A 15,790-nucleotide genomic window follows, 5' to 3' on the forward strand; every position below is an offset into this window, starting at 1 on the left:
GCCCGCCGGGTCCTCCAGCGGGACCGTAGGATCTGGCGGTGTTCTACTCGCTCGCGTACGAGAGCCAGGCCTCGGTCCCGTTGACGGCGCCCGACCTGCTGGACCTGCTGGACCACAGCCGGGCGAACAACGCCCGCGCGGGGGTCACCGGCATCCTGCTGTACCGCCACGGCACCTTCCTGCAGGTCCTCGAGGGCCCGCGCGACCGGGTCGAGGCGCTCTACGCCACGATCGCGCGCGACTCCCGGCACCACGCGGTCAGCACGGTGCTCGCCGAGGACCGGTCCGAACGCCGCTTCCCGGACTGGACGATGGGGTTCGCCGACGTCGCCGGCGAGCTGGGCGACGTCGACGGCTTCAACGACGTGCTGACCACCGTGCAGGGCCCGGACGGTCAGGAGAGCGAGAAGTTCCTCGAGCTCCTCGCCCTCTTCGCCAGCGAGGACTGAGCCCCGACCCGGACGGCCTGCCCTTGCGGAGGTCAGGCCGCGCTGATCCGCCAGCTCGCCGTGTGGCGCTGGTCGCCGTCGAGCACGACGACGTCCTCGCCCGTGCTGAAGGCGTCGGGCGGGCAGGTCATCGGCTCCACGGCCAGGCCGGCGCGGTCGAGCTCCGGCTCGGGGCGGTCGGCGGTGTGGACCTGCACCCAGGCCAGCTCGGCACCCCAGGTCATCTCGACCGCGAAGCCGTCGGGGCCCTCGAGCCGGACGCGCGCCTGCCCGTCGGCCTCGCGGCGCAGACCGGTGAACGCGTGGTCGACCTGAGCGCCGCCGATCGCGGTCGGCGTCCGGAAGTCCGGCCACGGCGCCTCGACGACGTCGCGCCCGCCGGCCGGCAGGAGCCGCTCGCCCTCGGTCTCGACGTAGCGGTCCGCCGGCAGCGTGAGGACCGTGGCGTCCAGAGCGGCGCCGCCGGCCGTCAGGTAGGGGTGCGCGGAGACGCCGTACGGGGCCCGGCCGGACAGGCTCCGGGCCGTGACCGTCGTGGTCAGGCCGTCGTCGGCCAGCGCGTAGACGCACTCGAGGACGATGCGGTGCGGGTAGCCGGAGCCGGGCGGGAGCTCGGCGGTGAGGGTGACCGTGTCGTCGGCGCGCGAGGAGACCGACCAGTCGGCCCAGCCGAGCAGCCCGTGCAGCGCGTGGCCGCGGTCGGGTTCGCTGAGCGCCAGCTGCTGCTCCTCGCCGTCGAAGGTGTACCGCCCGTCGACGACCCGGTTCGGCCACGGCGCGAGCAGCGCCCCGCGGAACACGGGCCGTATCCGGTCCACGTGGAAGGGCACGACGAGCGGTCGTCCGTCGTGCTCCAGCGAGCGCAGGCTCGCCCCGAGCGTGACGACCGAGGCCGCGTACGGGCCGTGCTGGAGCAGGATCTCTTCGCCGGTCAAGGGGTGTGACATGGCTCAGAGTCTGCCCGGTCGCACGGGCCGATCAGACCGGTGGTGCGACCAGCCGGTCGAGGAGCTGGCCGAGCGTCCGCTCGGGGTGGGTCGTCATGCCCGCGTGCACGGGCGACGGCTGGACGACGGTGCTGCGCGGAGCCGTGAGCATGCCGAAGCGGACGGCCTGCCCCTCGTTCTCCCGGGCGAGGCCGACGGGGGTGCGACACGCGACGACCACCGCCTCCGCGGACGTGCGGACGGCGTCGAGGTCCACGTCGGGCGCGATGGCCCGAAGCCGCACCGGGTCCAGCACCACCGACGCGGCCAGGTAGTCCAGCGCCTGGCAGTAGAGGATGACCCCGACGTTGACGAACTCGCCCCGGTCGACGCGGGGGACCGCGCGCAGCGTCGCGTAGACGAAGGCGTGCCGCTTTCCAGACGTAGCGCTCTCGGTCTGCCCGCTCACGGCAGCCACCGCTCGGCCTGCGCCAGGCGGGCCAGCAGGTAGTCGACGTACGCCGCCCGCGCGCTCGCGGCGTCAGGCGGGGCCTGCGGGTCGGGCCGTCGGGGGTCCGGCAGCAGCCACGCCTCGGGGACGAGGCCCAGCACGTCGTCCAGCAGGCCCCGGCTCACCTGGGCGGCCAGCTCCTCATGGACGCTGCGCGGGTCGCCGACGCCGGCGAGGACGTGGTCGTCGTAGCGGTAGGCCGAGGTCGCGAAGGCCTCCGGACGTCCCCACGCGTGGTGGAACCGCAGGCAGGCGCCGTGGTCGATCGCCCAGAGCGTCTTGTGCCAGACCAGGAGGTTGGTGTTCCGGGCGCTGCGGTCGACGTTGGCGACGAACGCGTCGAGCCAGACGATCCGCGCCGCCTGCCGGGGGTCGACGTCGAAGCCGGCGTCGTAGCCCACCGCACCGGGCAGGAAGTCGACCGCCAGGTTGAGCCCGGCGCTGGCGGTGACGAGCTCCTGGACCTCCTCGTCCGGCTCCCGCCGGCCCAGCTCGGCGTCGACGTCGATCAGCGCGAGGTCGGGGATGTCGATCCCGAGCGTCCGGCCGAGCTCGCCGACGACGATCTCGGCGACCAGGGCCTTCGGTCCCTGCCCGGCCGCGGTGAACTTCACGACGTACGTGCCGAGGTCGTCGGCCTCGACGAGCCCGGGCAGCGACCCGCCCTCCCGCAGCGGGGTCAGGTAGGCGGTCGCGTGCACGTACGGCAGCTCGGGCGCCGGCGTCCCGTCGAGCGCGGGGTCGAGCGCGCTCACTCCTCGCTCCAGGCGTCGTCGACCGGCACGTACCCGATGTCGCGCCGGGTCGCCCCGAGCTCGGCGACGTTGTGCCGGTTGGCCGACACCCCGTGCGCGACGACGAAGCCGTCGACCCCCGCCGGGAGGTCGGCCTCGACGGAGGCGCGGACCAGCTCGACCGCGTCCCGGGTGCTCAGCCAGGCCGTGCGGTCCTGCGGCAGGGTGTCGGGCCCCGGACGCTGCTCGGAGAAGTAGCCGATCCGCAGCGCCACCACCGACGTGCCGGTGGTCGCGGCGATCCAGGCCCCGAGGCCCTCGGACCAGGCCTTGGCCGCCCCGTAGAGGTTGCCCGGCCGGGGCTGGTCGGAGGTGCGGCGCTGGACCGAGGCGGGGAGCGCCGACATCGCGTGCAGGCTGCTGGCGAGCACCAGCCGCCGCACCCTGACGTCCGCCGCGGCCTGGGCCACGGCGTACGGGCCGACGAGATTGGGGCCGTGCAGCTCGTCGAAGGAGACGCCCGGCCCCGGGTCGGCGGCCAGGTGCACGACCGCGTCCGCGTCGGCGAAGGCGGCCCGGCAGGCCTCGAGGTCGGTGACGTCGAGGGGCGCGATCCCGGCCGCGTCGGCCGCCTCGGGGAGGTCGGTGCGCAGGACGTCCCAGCGCTCGTCCAGCGGGCCCGCCAGCGCCCGTCCGATGCGTCCCGCCGCCCCGGTGACGACGACGCGGCGCCGGGTGGTCGTACGGTTCGTGTCGGGCATGCTGGACACGGTAGTGGTCGGCGTTTGACCCACCTTGAGAACGGCACGTAACCTGGACCCTCGGTGCGCGCTCCGGTGCGCCCACGTACGGACCGCGCGCTGCGACGAGCAGATCGGCGAGGCCGTGCGGTTACCCAGAAACTATGGAAGTAGGTCAGGCGTGTACGCAGTCGTGCGTAGTGGCGGCCGCCAGCACAAGGTCACGGTCGGCGACGTTCTCGAGGTCGACCGCATCCACCAGGCGGCCGGCGCATCGGTGGCGCTCGTGCCGCTGCTGCTGGTGGACGGCACCTCGGTGACCTCGGACGTGTCGGCGCTCGCGTCGGCCTCGGTCACCGCCGAGGTCCTGGCCGAGACCAAGGGTCCGAAGATCCGGATCATGAAGTTCAAGAACAAGACGGGTTACCGCAAGCGTCAGGGTCACCGTCAGAAGCACACCCAGATCCGCATCACGGGCATCGAGAGCTGAGGCAGGCAGATGGCACACAAGAAGGGCGCAAGCTCTACTCGTAACGGTCGCGAGTCCAACGCCCAGCGCCTCGGCGTCAAGCGGTTCGGCGGCCAGCAGGTCAACGCCGGCGAGATCATCGTCCGCCAGCGCGGCACCCACTTCCACCCGGGCGAGGGCGTCGGCCGCGGCAAGGACGACACCCTGTTCGCCCTCCGCGCCGGTGCGGTCGAGTTCGGCACCCGTCGCGGGCGCCGGGTCGTCAACATCACGCTGGTCCCGGCGGCTGTCGCCGCCGAGGCTCCGGTGGCCGTCGCTCCCGAGGCCGTCGCGGTCTGACCCGACCAACGCACGTCTTGTCGAGAGGGTGGCCCTTCCGGGCCACCCTCTCGTCGCTTTACCGGCAGGTTCCTCCTGCCTCGCACTCCTGAAAGGAGGCGCCCCGCATGGCCATCCCCAGCTTTGTCGACCAGGTGACGCTGCACACCTTCGGCGGGAACGGCGGGCACGGCTGCGCCTCCGTCCACCGTGAGAAGTTCAAGCCGCTCGGTGGCCCCGACGGCGGCAACGGCGGTCACGGCGGTTCCGTGATCCTCCGCGTCGACCCCGACGTCACGACCCTCGTCGACTACCACCGGCAGTCCTACCGGCGCGCGACCAGCGGCGCCCCCGGCCGCGGCGACCACCAGAACGGGTCCAACGGCGAGGACATCGTGCTGCCGGTCCCCGACGGCACCGTGGTCACCGACGCCGACACGGGCGAGCGGCTCGCCGACCTCACCGGCCCCGAGGCCGAGCTCGTCGTCGCGCAGGGCGGTCGTGGGGGTCTCGGCAACGCCGCGCTCGCCTCCTCCGCCCGCAAGGCACCCGGCTTCGCCCTGCTCGGCGAGGACGGGCTCGAGCGCACGGTCCTCCTCGAGCTCAAGGTCGTCGCCGACGTCGGGCTGGTCGGCTACCCCAGCGCCGGGAAGTCCTCGCTGGTCGCGTCGATCTCCCGCGCCCGGCCCAAGGTCGCCGACTACCCCTTCACCACCCTGATCCCCAACCTCGGCGTCGTGGTCGGCGGGGACGTCATCTTCACCGTGGCCGACGTGCCCGGGCTGATCGAGGGCGCGAGCGAGGGACGTGGGCTCGGCTTCGACTTCCTGCGTCACGTCGAGCGCTGCGCGGCCCTCGTGCACGTGGTCGACTGCGCCACCTTCGAGCCCGGCCGCGACCCGGTCACCGACCTCGCCGTCATCGAGGCCGAGCTGACCGCGCACGGCGGTCTCGAGGACCGCCCGCGGCTCGTCGCGCTCAACAAGGTCGACGTCCCCGACGCCGCCGAGCTCGCCGAGATCGCCCGCGCCGACATCGAGGCCCAGGGGTACCGCGTGTTCCCCATCTCGACCAAGACCGGCGAGGGCTTGCGGTCGCTGACCTTCGCGATGGCCGACCTGGTCGCCCAGCGTCGTGCCGCCATGCCCCCGCCCGAGCCGAAGCGCATCGTGCTGCGGCCCGAGCCGGTCCGCGGCGGCGGCGGCAAGCCGTTCGTGGTCACCCGCGAGAACGACCTCTGGCGCGTCCGCGGGGACAAGCCCGAGCGCTGGGTGCGGCAGACCGACTTCGGCAACCCGGAGGCCGTCGGCTACCTCGCCGACCGGTTCAACCGGATCGGCATCGAGGACCGGCTGCTCGAGCTCGGCGCCCGCGCCGGCGACGGCGTGGCGATCGGGGGGAACGCGGACGGGGACGGCGCGGTCGTCTTCGACTTCGCGCCGCAGATCGACGTCGGCGCCGAGATCCTGAGCCGTCGCGGCGAGGACGTCCGGCTCGAGGAGCCCCAGCGCCCGGCCGTCACGCGCCGCCGCGAGCTCGACCGCGAGTACCACGCGGCCCGCGAGGCGGAGGTCGACGACGGATCGCGCGGTGGACACCGCCGCTGAGGGCGACCGGGCCGTCGTCGCCACCGCCCACCGGGTCGTGGTGAAGGTCGGTTCCTCCTCGCTCACCTCGGCGGCCGGCGGCATCGACCCGGACCGCATCGGGGCGCTCGTCGACGCGCTGGTCGCCGCCCGGCTGGCCGGCCGTGAGGTCGTGCTGGTGTCGTCGGGCGCCATCGCGGCCGGGCTGGCCCCGCTGGGCATGCGGTCGCGGCCGCACGACCTGGCCAACCAGCAGGCCGCGGCCTCCGTGGGGCAGAGCCTGCTCATGGAGCACTACGGGCGGCTGTTCGCCCGCGCGGGCCTCGGCGTCGGGCAGGTGCTGCTCACCGTCGACGACGTCACGCGGCGGGGCAACTACCGCAACGCGTTCCGCACGTTCGGCCGGCTCCTCGAGCTCGGCGTCGTGCCGGTCGTCAACGAGAACGACACCGTCGCCACCCACGAGATCCGCTTCGGCGACAACGACCGGCTGGCGGCCCTCGTCGCGCACCTCGTGCACGCCGACGCGCTCGTGCTGCTCAGCGACGTCGACGCCCTCTGGACCGCCCACCCCGCCTCACCGGGGGCGCAGCGCATCGAGGTCGTCGGCGGCCCGGTCGACCTCGCGGGCGTGGACGTCACCCGCCGCGGCTCCGCCGTGGGCACCGGGGGCATGCAGACCAAGATCGAGGCCGCGGGCATCGCCACCTCGGCCGGTATCCCGGTCGTCCTCACCGACGCCCCCCACGCCGCCGCGGCGCTGGCGGGGGAGCGGGTCGGCACCCTCTTCACGCCCACCGGCAAGCGGCGCCCGACGCGGCTGCTCTGGCTGCGCCACGCCAGCGACGCCAAGGGCCGTCTGGTCCTCGACGCCGGCGCCGTACGGGCGGTCGTGCAGCGCAAGGCGTCCCTCCTTCCGGCGGGGATCACCGAGGTCGAGGGCCACTTCGCGTCCGGCGAGCCGGTCGACCTGGTCGGGCCCGACGGCGTCGTCGTCGCGCGGGGGCTGGTCGCGTACGACTCGGACGAGCTGCCCGCGCTCCTCGGCCGGACGACGCGCGACCTGGTCGAGGAGCTCGGGGCCAGCTACGAGCGCACGGTCGTGCACCGTGACGCCCTGGTGGTCCTCGCGGACTAGCGGCTCAGGGGCGGACGTACCCGCGGCGGACCGTGCGGTCGAGGATGCCGAGCGTGCCCTTGAGGGCGGTCTCGGAGATCACGGGGAAGATGCCGCGGGCCTTCCACTCCGGGTGGGCGTCGGACCAGTCGTAGAAGGACGTCGCCTCGGTCGTGCCCGCGTCGACGGGGGCCAGCCGGTAGCCGTAGACCTGGCCGACCGGCGGGCGTGAGGGACCCCGGACGACCCACGAGATCTCGCGGTCGGCCTCGTAGGACCTGATGGTCACGGTGACGTCGTACGTCGTGAGGTCGGGGCGGTCGCCGAGCGCCTCGCGGTCCATGTGGACCACGAACGTGTCGCCGACGGCGGACACGAGGTCGCCTTCGGCGTCCTGCAGCATCCCCGAGGCGTCGATCGCCACGTGACCCTGCGGGTCGCGGAGCAGCGCGAAGATCGCGGACGCCGGGGCGTGGATGGTGCGGCGTACCTCGAGGCGCTCGGGGGCGGTGGCGGGCTCGGACATGGCGGCAGTCTGGCAGTGCGCCAGGATGGCCGGGTGGCCGAGCCCGAGCTGTTCTATGACGCGTACGACACGCAGGTCGGGCTGGTCGGCGTGCTGGCCGGTCCGGCCGGGTTGCGCCGGATCGGCTGGGGCCTCGACCCCGGTACGGCGTCGCGCGAGCCCGACGAGACCGTGCAGCTGGTGCTCGGGCAGCTGCGGGAGTACTTCGGCGGGCAGCGCGGCGACTTCGACCTGCCGCTGGACCTGCCGCCGCTCGAGCCGACGACCCTGACCGTCCTCACCGCGCTGCAGGGCGTGCGCTGCGGCGAGACCGTCACGTACGGCGAGCTGGCCCGGCGCAGCGGGACCGGGGTGCCGGCCCGCGCGATCGGCTCGATCATGGCCGCCAACCCGGTGCCGCTCGTCATCCCGTGCCACCGCGTCGTGGCCGCCGACGGGCTCGGCGGCTTCTCGGGCGGCGACCCGGGCCACGAGCTCGAGACCAAGCGCTGGCTCCTGGAGAACGAGGGCGCCCTGCCCCCGGTCCTCGTCTGATCGATCTCCTACGCTGCCCACATGGACATCTGCGAGCTGATCCTCTCCGACCACCACGAGCAGCGCCGGATGTTCGCCATGCTCGACGACGTGGCCAAGGACGACACCCACGCGCTCGGCGCGCTGTGGAAGCGGCTCTCGACCATGCTCGAGGTGCACGCCCAGGGCGAGGAGGAGATCTTCTACCCCGAGCTGCTCAAGCTCGGCGAGCGCCTGCACGACCACGCCGAGATCGAGGAGACCGAGGACGCGATCGGCGACCACAACGACATCCGTGACGGGATCCTGGCCAGCCAGGCCGCCGAGGTCGGCAGCGACGCGTGGTGGAAGGGCGTTAACGACGCCCGCGAGGCCAACGACGAGCACATGGGCGAGGAGGAGCACGAGGGGCTCAAGGAGTTCCGCGAGCACGTCGACCTCGAGACCCGCCACCGCATCGGCGTCGCCTTCGCCGCGTACGAGGCCGAGCACGTGGACGGCGTGCCGATCGTCGACAAGGACCCCGAGGAGTACGTGAAGGAGAACAGCTGATCGGGCCTACCATCGGCAGATGGAGGGCGCTGTCGCGGGCGTGGTGCAGGACATCCGTTTCGCGCGCTCGGCCGACGGGGTGCAGATCGCGTACGCGGTGCACGGGTCGGGCCCACCGCTGCTGCTTGACTCCTGCTGGCTGAGCCACCTGCAGCACGACTGGCAGAGCCCGGTCTGGCGCCACTACCTGGTCGAGCTCGGCCGGGTCGCCACGGTGATCAGGTTCGACGAGCGGGGCCACGGCCTGTCCGACCGGGGCGTCACCGACCACAGCCTCGAGGCGCGCGTGGCCGACCTGGAGGCCGTGGTCGACGACGCCGGGCTGGAACGGTTCGCGGTCCTCGCCATGGCGCAGGGCGGTCCCGTCGCCCTCGAGTACGCGGCCCGTCACCCGGAGCGGGTCACCCGGCTCGCCTGCTACGGCAGCTACGCCGGGGCGCAGGTCGAGGCCACCGCGGAGGAGCTCGAGCTCGACGCCGCCTTCACGGCGTTGATCAAGGTCGGCTGGGACCGTCCGACGCCCGAGTTCCGCCGCGTGTTCACCTACCTGATGATCCCCGGCGGCACCGAGGAGCAGATGCGCTGGATCGACGACCTGCAGCGGACGGCGGTCGACGCCGACACCGCCGTCGTCGCCCGCGAGCAGCGCAAGCTGGCCGACTCCAGCGCGCGGCTGCCCGAGCTCGACCTGCCGGTGCTGGTGCTGCACAGTCTCGGCGACCAGATGAACGACTTCGCCCAGAGCCGGCACCTCGCCACGCACATCCGCGGTGCCCGCCTCGTGGCGCTGGAGAGCGACAACCACATCGTGCTGGCCGACGAGCCGGCCTGGCCGGTCCTGCTGCACGAGCTGGTCGCGTTCCTCGAGCCGGACCGCGAGGCGCTGGCCGTTTCCATCGCTGCCGCGCAGGCCGCCGGGTCGCCCGATCTCGCGACCGTCCTCTCGCCGCGCGAGCTGGATGTCCTCCGCCTCGCCGCGAGCGGCTGCGACAACGACGCGATCGGCGCCGAGCTGGTGCTGTCCGTCCGAACCGTCGAGCGCCACCTGCAGAACGCGTACGCCAAGCTCGGCCTCCACGGGAGGTCCGCGCGGGCGGGCGCCGTCGCGCGCCTGCTGGCGCGCACCTGACGCGTACGCGTCAGCCGCCAGCGAGGTGGGACCCGGGTCGACGAGATGGGTGCCGGCGCCGATGCGTGCGGACGCCTCGCCGCCCTAACGTCGTGATCATCGACCACCCGACCTGGAGGCACCATGATCACCACCGAAGTCCCCCGTGCGACCGCTGACGCCGCGGAGGCGGACCGCGCGCTCAAGGGCCGGCAAGCGGCGATGTGGGCCAGCGGTGACTACCCACGGGTGGCCGACGAGGTCGTGGGCGGCCTCGGCGAGATCCTGGTCGCCACGCTCGACGTGCAGGCGGGGCAGCGTGTCCTCGACGTCGCCGCCGGCACCGGCAGCTCCGCGCTCCCCGCTGCCCGTCGAGGCGGCGTCGTCACGGCTACCGACCTGACGCCGCGGCTGCTTGACGTCGGGCGTGCGGCGGCGCAGGCCGAGGGGCTGGCGCTGACCTGGGAGGTCGCCGACGTCGAGGCGCTGCCGTACGACGACGCCGCCTTCGACGTGGTGATGTCGTGCATCGGTGTCATGTTCGCGCCGCACCACCAGGTCGCGGCGGACGAGCTCGTCCGGGTCTGCCGGCCCAGCGGCGCCCTCGGGGTGCTCAGCTGGACACCCGACGGCTTCATCGGGCAGCTGTTCGCGACGATGAAGCCGTACGCCCCGCCGCCCCCGCCCGGGGCCTCGCCGGCGCCGCTGTGGGGGCGCGTCGACCACGTGCGGACGCTTCTCGGGGACCGCGTCGACGACCTGGTCGCGCGGCAGCAGACCCTGCGGGTCGACCGCTTCGCCACGGGGGCCGAGTTCCGTGACTTCATGAAGGCGACCTACGGGCCCACCATCGCCGTCTACGCCGCGGTCGCGGGGGACCCCGACGAGGTCGCGGCGCTGGACGCCGACCTGGCCGCGCTGGGGGAGCGGTCCCTCGTCGACGGGACGATGGAGTGGGAGTACCTCTTGGCGACCGCTCGACGGTGCTGAGGCCGGGTCGACCGCCGGCCTGCTCCGCTAGTTTGGGCGCATGACGGTGCAGCAGCAGGCCCTGGCCGCCCGGGGTGCGGCGCAGACGCTGGCGACGGCGACCCGGTCCCGCAAGGACGCCGCGCTCCACGCCATGGCCGACGCGCTGGCCAAGGCCGAGACGGCCGTGCTCGAGGCCAACGCCACCGACGTCCGGCGGGCCGAGGAGGCCGGCACCAGCGCCGCGATCGTCGACCGGTTGCGGCTGACCCCCGACCGGGTCGGCGCCATGGTCGACGGGTTGCGCGACGTGGCCGGGCTGCCGGACCCGGTCGGGGACGTCGTCCGCGGGTGGACGAACGCCAACGGGGTGCAGGTCCGGCAGGTGCGCGTGCCGTTCGGCGTCGTCGGGATCGTCTACGAGGCAAGACCGAACGTCACCGCCGATGCCGCCGGCCTCTGCCTCAAGTCCGGCAACGCCGTGCTGCTGCGCGGCTCCTCGTCCGCGGCGGCCTCGAACGCCGCCGTCGTCGACGCCCTGCGTCTCGGCCTGGCCGACGTCGGTCTGCCGGTCGACGCGGTGCAGCTCGTGCCCGGACCCCGCGAGGTGACCGACGAGCTGATGGGCGCCCGTGGCCTGGTCGACGTGCTGATCCCACGCGGTGGCGCCGGCCTCATCGACCACGTCGTTCGTCACAGCGTCGTCCCCGTCATCGAGACCGGGGTCGGGAACTGCCACCTCTACGTCGACGCCAGCGCCGACCCGGAGATGGCCCTCGCCATCCTGCTCAACGCCAAGACCCAGCGGCCGTCGGTCTGCAACGCCGTCGAGACGCTCCTCGTGCACGCTGACGCCGCCCCGCGCTTCCTCCCGACGGCCCTCGAGGCTCTCGCCCGAGCGGGCGTCACCGTGCACGGAGACGCGCGGACGGCCGCGTACGGGCCGGACGTGCGGGCGGTGACCCAGGAGGACTGGGAGACCGAGTACCTCTCCCTCGACCTCGCGATCGGCGTCGTCGACTCCCTCGATGACGCGCTCGCGCACATCGCCACCTACTCCACCGGGCACAGCGAGACGATCGTGACCGACTCCGAGGCCGCCGCGCAGCGCTTCACCGCGGAGATCGACGCCGCCGCCGTCCTCGTGAACGCGTCGAGCCGGTTCGTCGACGGTAGCGAGTTCGGCTTCGGGGCGGAGATCGGCATCTCCACGCAGAAGCTCCACGCCCGCGGCCCGATGGGCCTACCGGAGATGACGTCCACCAAGTACGTCGTGACGGGGTCGGGTCAGACCCGCTGATCTCTGCTTCACGGCGGGTCCGGGGCTCGGGCGGTGTAGTCGTGGCCGGTCGGGGTGGTGGTCCGGACGGTGTGGGGCTGGTCGCCGAGTCCGTCGTGGACGACGGTGGCGGTCCAGCCGGGCTGTTCGTGGACGAGGTTGTGCCGGGCGCACAGACCGCGGCCGTTGACCAGGGTGGTCGGGCCGCCGTCGGTGTGACGCCGGACGTGGTCGAGGTGACGGACCGGCGCCCCGCAGAAGGGGACCCGGCAGGTCTGGTCGCGGGCCCGGACGAGGTCGGCCAGAGCACCGGTGAAGCGGCGCCTCGGGTCGATCCCGGACAGCCGACCGTTGGGCGTGGCGTGCAGGCGGCGCACTGTCTTGGCGCCGCGGCTGGCGTCGACGATCTCTCGGGCCAGGGCTCCAGGGAGCGGGCCGACGCCGGTGACGGTCGCGGTGCGGTGGCTGTCGGGGTCGGTCAGCAGGTCGGCCGGCACGACGAGCTGGATCTCCACGGCCACGTCGGTGGCTCGGGCTTGTCCGGTGAGGCGTTCGACGAGGGTGTCGGCCATGATCTGGTCGCGGCTTCGGTCGTCGCCGGTGGCGACGACGCCGTCGGTGTGACGCCGGAGTGCGGCGAGGCAGGCGACGCCCTGCTCCACGGGCAGGTAGCCCGACAGGACGCTCATCGTGTCCGGCGCCGGCCGCAGCCCGACCCGGCGGTGCTTCCGCTCGTGCCGGCCGCGGGCGATGTAGGCCTCGCGGTCGGCCTCGTAGGCGTATCGACGTGCAAGGGCGGTCGCTTCGCGCAGGCCCAGCCCGGCGAGGTCCTTCGCCGCGAGCCGTGCGTCCACCTCCCGGCGGATGCCGGCGTCGAGGTGCCGCGTCTCCGTGACCACGGCCTCAGCGGTCGGCTCGCTCACCGACCCCTTAGCGAGGGCGGCGTAGGTGTGCGGCAGGTCGAACCACCACGCCCGCGCCGAACTCAGCCGCCGGGCCGCGACCGTCGGCGACACGCGGCACGCCAGGCCCAGCTCCTCGGCCACCCCGCGGCCGATGTCACGCGGGTGGACGTCGGCGGCCAGCTGACGCTCCACCCGCGCCCGCCCGAACCGGACCATCACGGCGGCCTGCACCGCCGCGACCGCACCCCGCAACCGTTCCAGCACCCCGACCTGGTCGACCAGGTCCGCCTCGGACGAGTCGTCGTCCACCCCGGCGAGCGCGTCCGACGTCAGCCCGGCCAGCTCGTCGACCAGCAAGCTCAGGCGCGCAGTCGTGGGGTGAGAGACCTCCTCGACCCGTTCCACCGCCCGCAACGCCATGGACCAAAGCTAGAACCCGCCACTGACAAATATCGAACACTTGTTCACATCTGTGGACAACCCGGTGGATGAGGGAAAGACGGTCAGTGGTCGTCCTGGCGGCGAGCCGTCAACCACTCCTCGCCGTTCCACATCACGGGCGTCGCTCCGACCGGTCGGAAAGAGAGGCCGGGGTCGTCGGACTGGACGAGGCACATCATGCGGTGGCCGGTCAGAGCGGCCTCTCGCCATCGGTCGGCAACGATGTCGAGCACCACCCACGCCTGGTGCGGTTCACACCGCGTGAAGGCGTCGTAGTGGAGCAGGACCAGGACCGAGCCGACGGCATCGAGGGCGAAGCCATAGCTGTGGTCGGCGACGTCGCGGAGGCAGTCGTTGAGCGCATCGAGATTCCGGCCGAAGTAGGCGGGGAAGCGCAGCGCGATGGCGAGCTGGTCCAGAAGGTCGAGCTTGCAGGTGGCCTCTCGACAGTCGATCTGCACGACGTCGTAGCCGTGCGCCGACAGCCAGGCCGTCGAGCGGCCCAGTACCTCTTGCCGGTAGAAGAGAGTGACCGGCCCGCCGGCGACGAGGCGGTAGGCCTCCGCGTCGTCAGGGTTGTCGAGATCGAAGGCCGTCATCGCCTCTACTTCTTCCGAGGGTTCTCAGACGGTCATCTTCGCCATCCTCGGAGGGGCGCGGGCGGGCGCGAGGTCGGGTGTCGCGCGCACCCGCTAGAGTTCCCGCATGAACTTCGGACTGGCGCTGCTCGAGACCGAGCGTGAGCTGCCGATCCCGGCGTGGGGCTTCGGGCTGATCGCTTTCATCATCCTGCACCTGATGCTGGCGATCACGATCTCCATCGGCAAGGGTCGCCCGCACAGCTGAGGCTGCCCGTGACCGTCCGTACGCCGCACGACCACGTCGTCTCGACGGGGCTGGCCCGTCAACCCCGCAAGAACGGGGAGCGGCACCGCCTCGGAGTGATGGGCGGGACGTTCGACCCCATCCACCACGGCCACCTCGTGGCCGCGAGCGAGGTCGCAACCCGGTTCGCGCTCGACGAGGTCGTCTTCGTCCCGACCGGCGAGCCCTGGCAGAAGGCCGACCGCGAGGTGTCGGCCGCCGAGGACCGCTACCTGATGACCGTCATCGCGACGGCCTCGAACCCCCGCTTCAGCGTGAGCCGGGTCGACATCGACCGCCCGGGGCCGACGTACACGTACGACACGCTGGTCGACATCCGCGACGAGCGCGGCGACGACACCGAGCTGTTCTTCATCACCGGCGCCGACGCCCTCGACCAGATCCTGACCTGGCGGAACTCGGACAAGCTGTTCGACCTCGCCCACTTCGTCGGCTGCTCGCGGCCCGGCGTGGAGATCGACACCCCGACCATCGCCTCCCTGCCCCAGGAACGCGTCACGCTCCTGGAGATCCCGGCCCTGTCGATCTCGTCGACGGCCTGCCGCGGCCGGGTGGCCGAGGCCGAGCCGGTCTGGTACCTCGTGCCGGACGGCGTGGTCCAGTACATCGCCAAGCGGGGGCTCTACCTCCCGTGACGCCGCCGACCCGGTTGGCCGGATCTGGCACTCTTGACAGGTTGAGCCTGCGCCCGAGGCGTGGCACGCCCCGGACGTAAGGAACACCATGACCGCCACCGAGCACGCGCTCGAGCTGACGCAGGCCGCCGCCCAGGCCGCCGCCGACAAGCTCGGCACCGAGATCGTCGCCTTCGACGTCTCCGAGCAGCTCGCCATCACCGACGTCTTCCTCGTCATCACTGCGACGAACGAGCGCCAGGTCGGCTCCGTCGTCGACGGGGTCGAGGAGGCGCTCCGCGAGCTGGGGGCCAAGCCCGTACGGCGCGAGGGCGACCGCGAGCAGCGCTGGGTCCTGCTGGACTACCTCGACCTCGTGGTGCACGTGCAGCACGCCGAGGAGCGCCGCTTCTACGCCCTCGAGCGCCTCTGGCAGGACACCCCTCCGATCAGGCTCGACCTGGACATCCGGCGGTGACCGCGGACCGCCTCGTCCTGTGGCGGCACGGTCAGACCGACTGGAACGTGGCCACCCGGTTCCAGGGGCAGGCCGACATCCCCCTCAACGCGACGGGACTCGCCCAGGCGCGCGCGGCCGCTCCCGTCCTCGCCGCCCTCGAGCCGACCGAGCTGTGGGCGAGCGACCTCGGTCGCACCCGGACCACCGCTGCCGCGCTGACCTCGGTGACCGGTCTCGAGGCGCGCCTCGACCCCCGGCTCCGCGAGATCCACGTGGGGACCTGGGAGGGGCTGCAGGGCTCTGACCTCGACGCGTCCGACCCCGAGGCGTACGCGGCCCTGCGGCGTGGCGAGGACGTCCGACGGTCCGCGACGGGCGAGACGGTGTCGGAGGTGGGGGAGCGCGTCGCGCAGGCCCTGACCGAGATCGGCGAGTCCGCGGTGGACGGGGCGACCGTCGTCGTCACCACGCACGGTCTCGCCGGCCGGGCGGGCATGTGCCGGCTGCTGGAGCTGCCGTTCGCCCACTGGCGCACGTTCGGCAGCCTGGACAACTGCGCGTGGGCCGTCCTGCAGCGGCACCGCGGCGGCGGGTACTGGCGGGTGGCCGCGTACGACGTGTCCGTCCAGGAGACGATTTCGTGAGCACCCGGGACGGTTGGTAGTCTTCTGGGGTTCGTGCGGCGGGG

At 73.1% G+C, this 15,790-nt stretch carries 21 protein-coding genes; 14 read left to right on the forward strand and 7 right to left on the reverse strand.

Annotation, left to right across the window (positions count from 1 at the left end; translation table 11 throughout):
* Nucleotides 1-38: 38 nt before the first annotated feature.
* Entirely contained in the window at nt 39-449 is a 411-nt protein-coding gene (locus tag FHX39_RS04690; RefSeq protein ID WP_183337013.1) for a BLUF domain-containing protein, read from the forward strand.
* Nucleotides 450-481: 32 nt separating this feature from the next.
* On the opposite strand, the gene FHX39_RS04695 is transcribed toward FHX39_RS04690, so the two are convergent.
* Genes FHX39_RS04695 through FHX39_RS04710 form a run of 4 tightly spaced genes read right to left on the reverse strand, consistent with a single transcriptional unit; the run spans nt 482 to nt 3,381 of the window.
* Nucleotides 482-1,396 (reverse strand): aldose 1-epimerase family protein, encoded by a 915-nt coding sequence (locus FHX39_RS04695; RefSeq protein WP_183337014.1) that lies wholly within the window; start codon nt 1,394-1,396, stop codon nt 482-484.
* A gap of 31 nt (nt 1,397-1,427) precedes the next feature.
* Entirely contained in the window at nt 1,428-1,844 is a 417-nt protein-coding gene (locus FHX39_RS04700; RefSeq protein WP_183337015.1) for a DUF3037 domain-containing protein, read from the reverse strand.
* Nucleotides 1,841-2,641 carry a HipA family kinase gene (locus FHX39_RS04705; RefSeq protein WP_332836666.1) on the reverse strand — a complete coding sequence of 267 codons (801 nt, stop codon included), beginning with the start codon at nt 2,639-2,641 and terminating at the stop codon, nt 1,841-1,843. The genes FHX39_RS04700 and FHX39_RS04705 overlap by 4 nt, the downstream gene beginning before the upstream one ends.
* A complete protein-coding gene (locus tag FHX39_RS04710) occupies nt 2,638-3,381 on the reverse strand; it encodes an NAD-dependent epimerase/dehydratase family protein (RefSeq protein ID WP_183337016.1) in 744 nt (247 codons plus the stop codon). Before FHX39_RS04710 ends, FHX39_RS04705 begins: the two co-directional genes overlap by 4 nt.
* 160 nt (nt 3,382-3,541) lie before the next feature.
* On the opposite strand from FHX39_RS04710, the gene rplU reads away from it, so the two are divergent.
* From rplU to proB, 4 genes are all read left to right on the forward strand, one after another.
* Complete coding sequence (gene rplU, locus FHX39_RS04715; protein ID WP_183337017.1) at nt 3,542-3,850, forward strand: 50S ribosomal protein L21; 309 nt, start codon at nt 3,542-3,544, stop codon at nt 3,848-3,850.
* 9 nt (nt 3,851-3,859) lie between these two features.
* Nucleotides 3,860-4,168, forward strand: a complete 309-nt coding sequence (rpmA, locus tag FHX39_RS04720; RefSeq protein ID WP_183337018.1) for a 50S ribosomal protein L27 — start codon at nt 3,860-3,862, stop codon at nt 4,166-4,168.
* Nucleotides 4,169-4,275: 107 nt separating this feature from the next.
* Complete coding sequence (gene obgE, locus FHX39_RS04725) at nt 4,276-5,754, forward strand: GTPase ObgE (RefSeq protein WP_183337019.1); 1,479 nt, start codon at nt 4,276-4,278, stop codon at nt 5,752-5,754.
* Nucleotides 5,738-6,871, forward strand: a complete 1,134-nt coding sequence (gene proB, locus FHX39_RS04730) for a glutamate 5-kinase (RefSeq protein WP_183337020.1) — start codon at nt 5,738-5,740, stop codon at nt 6,869-6,871. The genes obgE and proB overlap by 17 nt, the downstream gene beginning before the upstream one ends.
* Nucleotides 6,872-6,875: 4 nt before the next feature.
* On the opposite strand, the gene FHX39_RS04735 is transcribed toward proB, so the two are convergent.
* Nucleotides 6,876-7,376 (reverse strand): SRPBCC family protein, encoded by a 501-nt coding sequence (locus FHX39_RS04735; RefSeq protein WP_183337021.1) that lies wholly within the window; start codon nt 7,374-7,376, stop codon nt 6,876-6,878.
* Nucleotides 7,377-7,409: 33 nt separating this feature from the next.
* On the opposite strand from FHX39_RS04735, the gene FHX39_RS04740 reads away from it, so the two are divergent.
* The 5 genes from FHX39_RS04740 to FHX39_RS04760 all read left to right on the forward strand — a co-directional run bounded on the left by FHX39_RS04740 (nt 7,410) and on the right by FHX39_RS04760 (nt 11,818).
* Complete coding sequence (locus FHX39_RS04740) at nt 7,410-7,910, forward strand: methylated-DNA--[protein]-cysteine S-methyltransferase (protein ID WP_332836667.1); 501 nt, start codon at nt 7,410-7,412, stop codon at nt 7,908-7,910.
* A 21-nt stretch (nt 7,911-7,931) separates the two neighbouring features.
* On the forward strand, nt 7,932-8,441 hold the full coding sequence (locus FHX39_RS04745) for a hemerythrin domain-containing protein (protein ID WP_183337023.1): 510 nt from the start codon (nt 7,932-7,934) through the stop codon (nt 8,439-8,441).
* 19 nt (nt 8,442-8,460) lie between these two features.
* On the forward strand, nt 8,461-9,570 hold the full coding sequence (locus FHX39_RS04750) for an alpha/beta fold hydrolase (RefSeq protein WP_183337024.1): 1,110 nt from the start codon (nt 8,461-8,463) through the stop codon (nt 9,568-9,570).
* Nucleotides 9,571-9,693: 123 nt separating this feature from the next.
* A complete protein-coding gene (locus FHX39_RS04755) occupies nt 9,694-10,539 on the forward strand; it encodes a class I SAM-dependent methyltransferase (protein ID WP_183337025.1) in 846 nt (281 codons plus the stop codon).
* Between the two features lie 40 nt (nt 10,540-10,579).
* Nucleotides 10,580-11,818 (forward strand): glutamate-5-semialdehyde dehydrogenase, encoded by a 1,239-nt coding sequence (locus FHX39_RS04760; RefSeq protein WP_183337026.1) that lies wholly within the window; start codon nt 10,580-10,582, stop codon nt 11,816-11,818.
* A gap of 8 nt (nt 11,819-11,826) precedes the next feature.
* Here FHX39_RS04760 and FHX39_RS04765 read toward each other — a convergent pair whose 3' ends face one another.
* Both FHX39_RS04765 and FHX39_RS04770 read right to left on the reverse strand, forming a co-directional pair.
* Nucleotides 11,827-13,122, reverse strand: coding sequence for an HNH endonuclease signature motif containing protein (locus FHX39_RS04765; RefSeq protein WP_183337027.1), 1,296 nt, complete (start codon nt 13,120-13,122; stop codon nt 11,827-11,829).
* Nucleotides 13,123-13,205: 83 nt separating this feature from the next.
* A complete protein-coding gene (locus FHX39_RS04770) occupies nt 13,206-13,742 on the reverse strand; it encodes a barstar family protein (protein WP_183337028.1) in 537 nt (178 codons plus the stop codon).
* A gap of 106 nt (nt 13,743-13,848) precedes the next feature.
* Between FHX39_RS04770 and FHX39_RS04775 the strand changes: the two genes are divergently transcribed.
* The 4 genes from FHX39_RS04775 (at nt 13,849) to FHX39_RS04790 (ending at nt 15,746) form a co-directional block, all read left to right on the forward strand.
* Nucleotides 13,849-13,989, forward strand: coding sequence for a hypothetical protein (locus FHX39_RS04775; protein WP_183337029.1), 141 nt, complete (start codon nt 13,849-13,851; stop codon nt 13,987-13,989).
* Between the two features lie 8 nt (nt 13,990-13,997).
* On the forward strand, nt 13,998-14,663 hold the full coding sequence (gene nadD / locus FHX39_RS04780) for a nicotinate-nucleotide adenylyltransferase (RefSeq protein ID WP_408631480.1): 666 nt from the start codon (nt 13,998-14,000) through the stop codon (nt 14,661-14,663).
* Nucleotides 14,664-14,751: 88 nt separating this feature from the next.
* Nucleotides 14,752-15,120: a ribosome silencing factor gene (rsfS, locus tag FHX39_RS04785; protein WP_183337030.1), complete on the forward strand. Its 369-nt coding sequence runs from the start codon at nt 14,752-14,754 to the stop codon at nt 15,118-15,120.
* Nucleotides 15,117-15,746, forward strand: a complete 630-nt coding sequence (locus FHX39_RS04790; RefSeq protein ID WP_183337031.1) for a histidine phosphatase family protein — start codon at nt 15,117-15,119, stop codon at nt 15,744-15,746. Before rsfS ends, FHX39_RS04790 begins: the two co-directional genes overlap by 4 nt.
* The last annotated feature ends 44 nt before the right edge of the window (nt 15,747-15,790 follow it).

The sequence above is a fragment of the Microlunatus antarcticus genome, assembly GCF_014193425.1.
Lineage (GTDB): Bacteria > Actinomycetota > Actinomycetes > Propionibacteriales > Propionibacteriaceae > Microlunatus > Microlunatus antarcticus.

Bases quoted from the DNA above. Each gene is read 5' to 3' on its own strand.
- FHX39_RS04695 (WP_183337014.1), bottom strand. From the start codon at position 1,396: ATGTCACACCCCTTGACCGGCGAAGAGATCCTGCTCCAGCACGGCCCG.
- FHX39_RS04710 (WP_183337016.1), bottom strand. From the start codon at position 3,381: ATGCCCGACACGAACCGTACGACCACCCGGCGCCGCGTCGTCGTCACC.
- rpmA (WP_183337018.1), top strand. From the start codon at position 3,860: ATGGCACACAAGAAGGGCGCAAGCTCTACTCGTAACGGTCGCGAGTCC.
- obgE (WP_183337019.1), top strand. From the start codon at position 4,276: ATGGCCATCCCCAGCTTTGTCGACCAGGTGACGCTGCACACCTTCGGC.
- FHX39_RS04735 (WP_183337021.1), bottom strand. From the start codon at position 7,376: ATGTCCGAGCCCGCCACCGCCCCCGAGCGCCTCGAGGTACGCCGCACC.
- FHX39_RS04745 (WP_183337023.1), top strand. From the start codon at position 7,932: ATGGACATCTGCGAGCTGATCCTCTCCGACCACCACGAGCAGCGCCGG.
- FHX39_RS04750 (WP_183337024.1), top strand. From the start codon at position 8,461: ATGGAGGGCGCTGTCGCGGGCGTGGTGCAGGACATCCGTTTCGCGCGC.
- FHX39_RS04755 (WP_183337025.1), top strand. From the start codon at position 9,694: ATGATCACCACCGAAGTCCCCCGTGCGACCGCTGACGCCGCGGAGGCG.
- FHX39_RS04760 (WP_183337026.1), top strand. From the start codon at position 10,580: ATGACGGTGCAGCAGCAGGCCCTGGCCGCCCGGGGTGCGGCGCAGACG.
- FHX39_RS04765 (WP_183337027.1), bottom strand. From the start codon at position 13,122: ATGGCGTTGCGGGCGGTGGAACGGGTCGAGGAGGTCTCTCACCCCACG.
- FHX39_RS04770 (WP_183337028.1), bottom strand. From the start codon at position 13,742: ATGACGGCCTTCGATCTCGACAACCCTGACGACGCGGAGGCCTACCGC.
- FHX39_RS04775 (WP_183337029.1), top strand. From the start codon at position 13,849: ATGAACTTCGGACTGGCGCTGCTCGAGACCGAGCGTGAGCTGCCGATC.
- rsfS (WP_183337030.1), top strand. From the start codon at position 14,752: ATGACCGCCACCGAGCACGCGCTCGAGCTGACGCAGGCCGCCGCCCAG.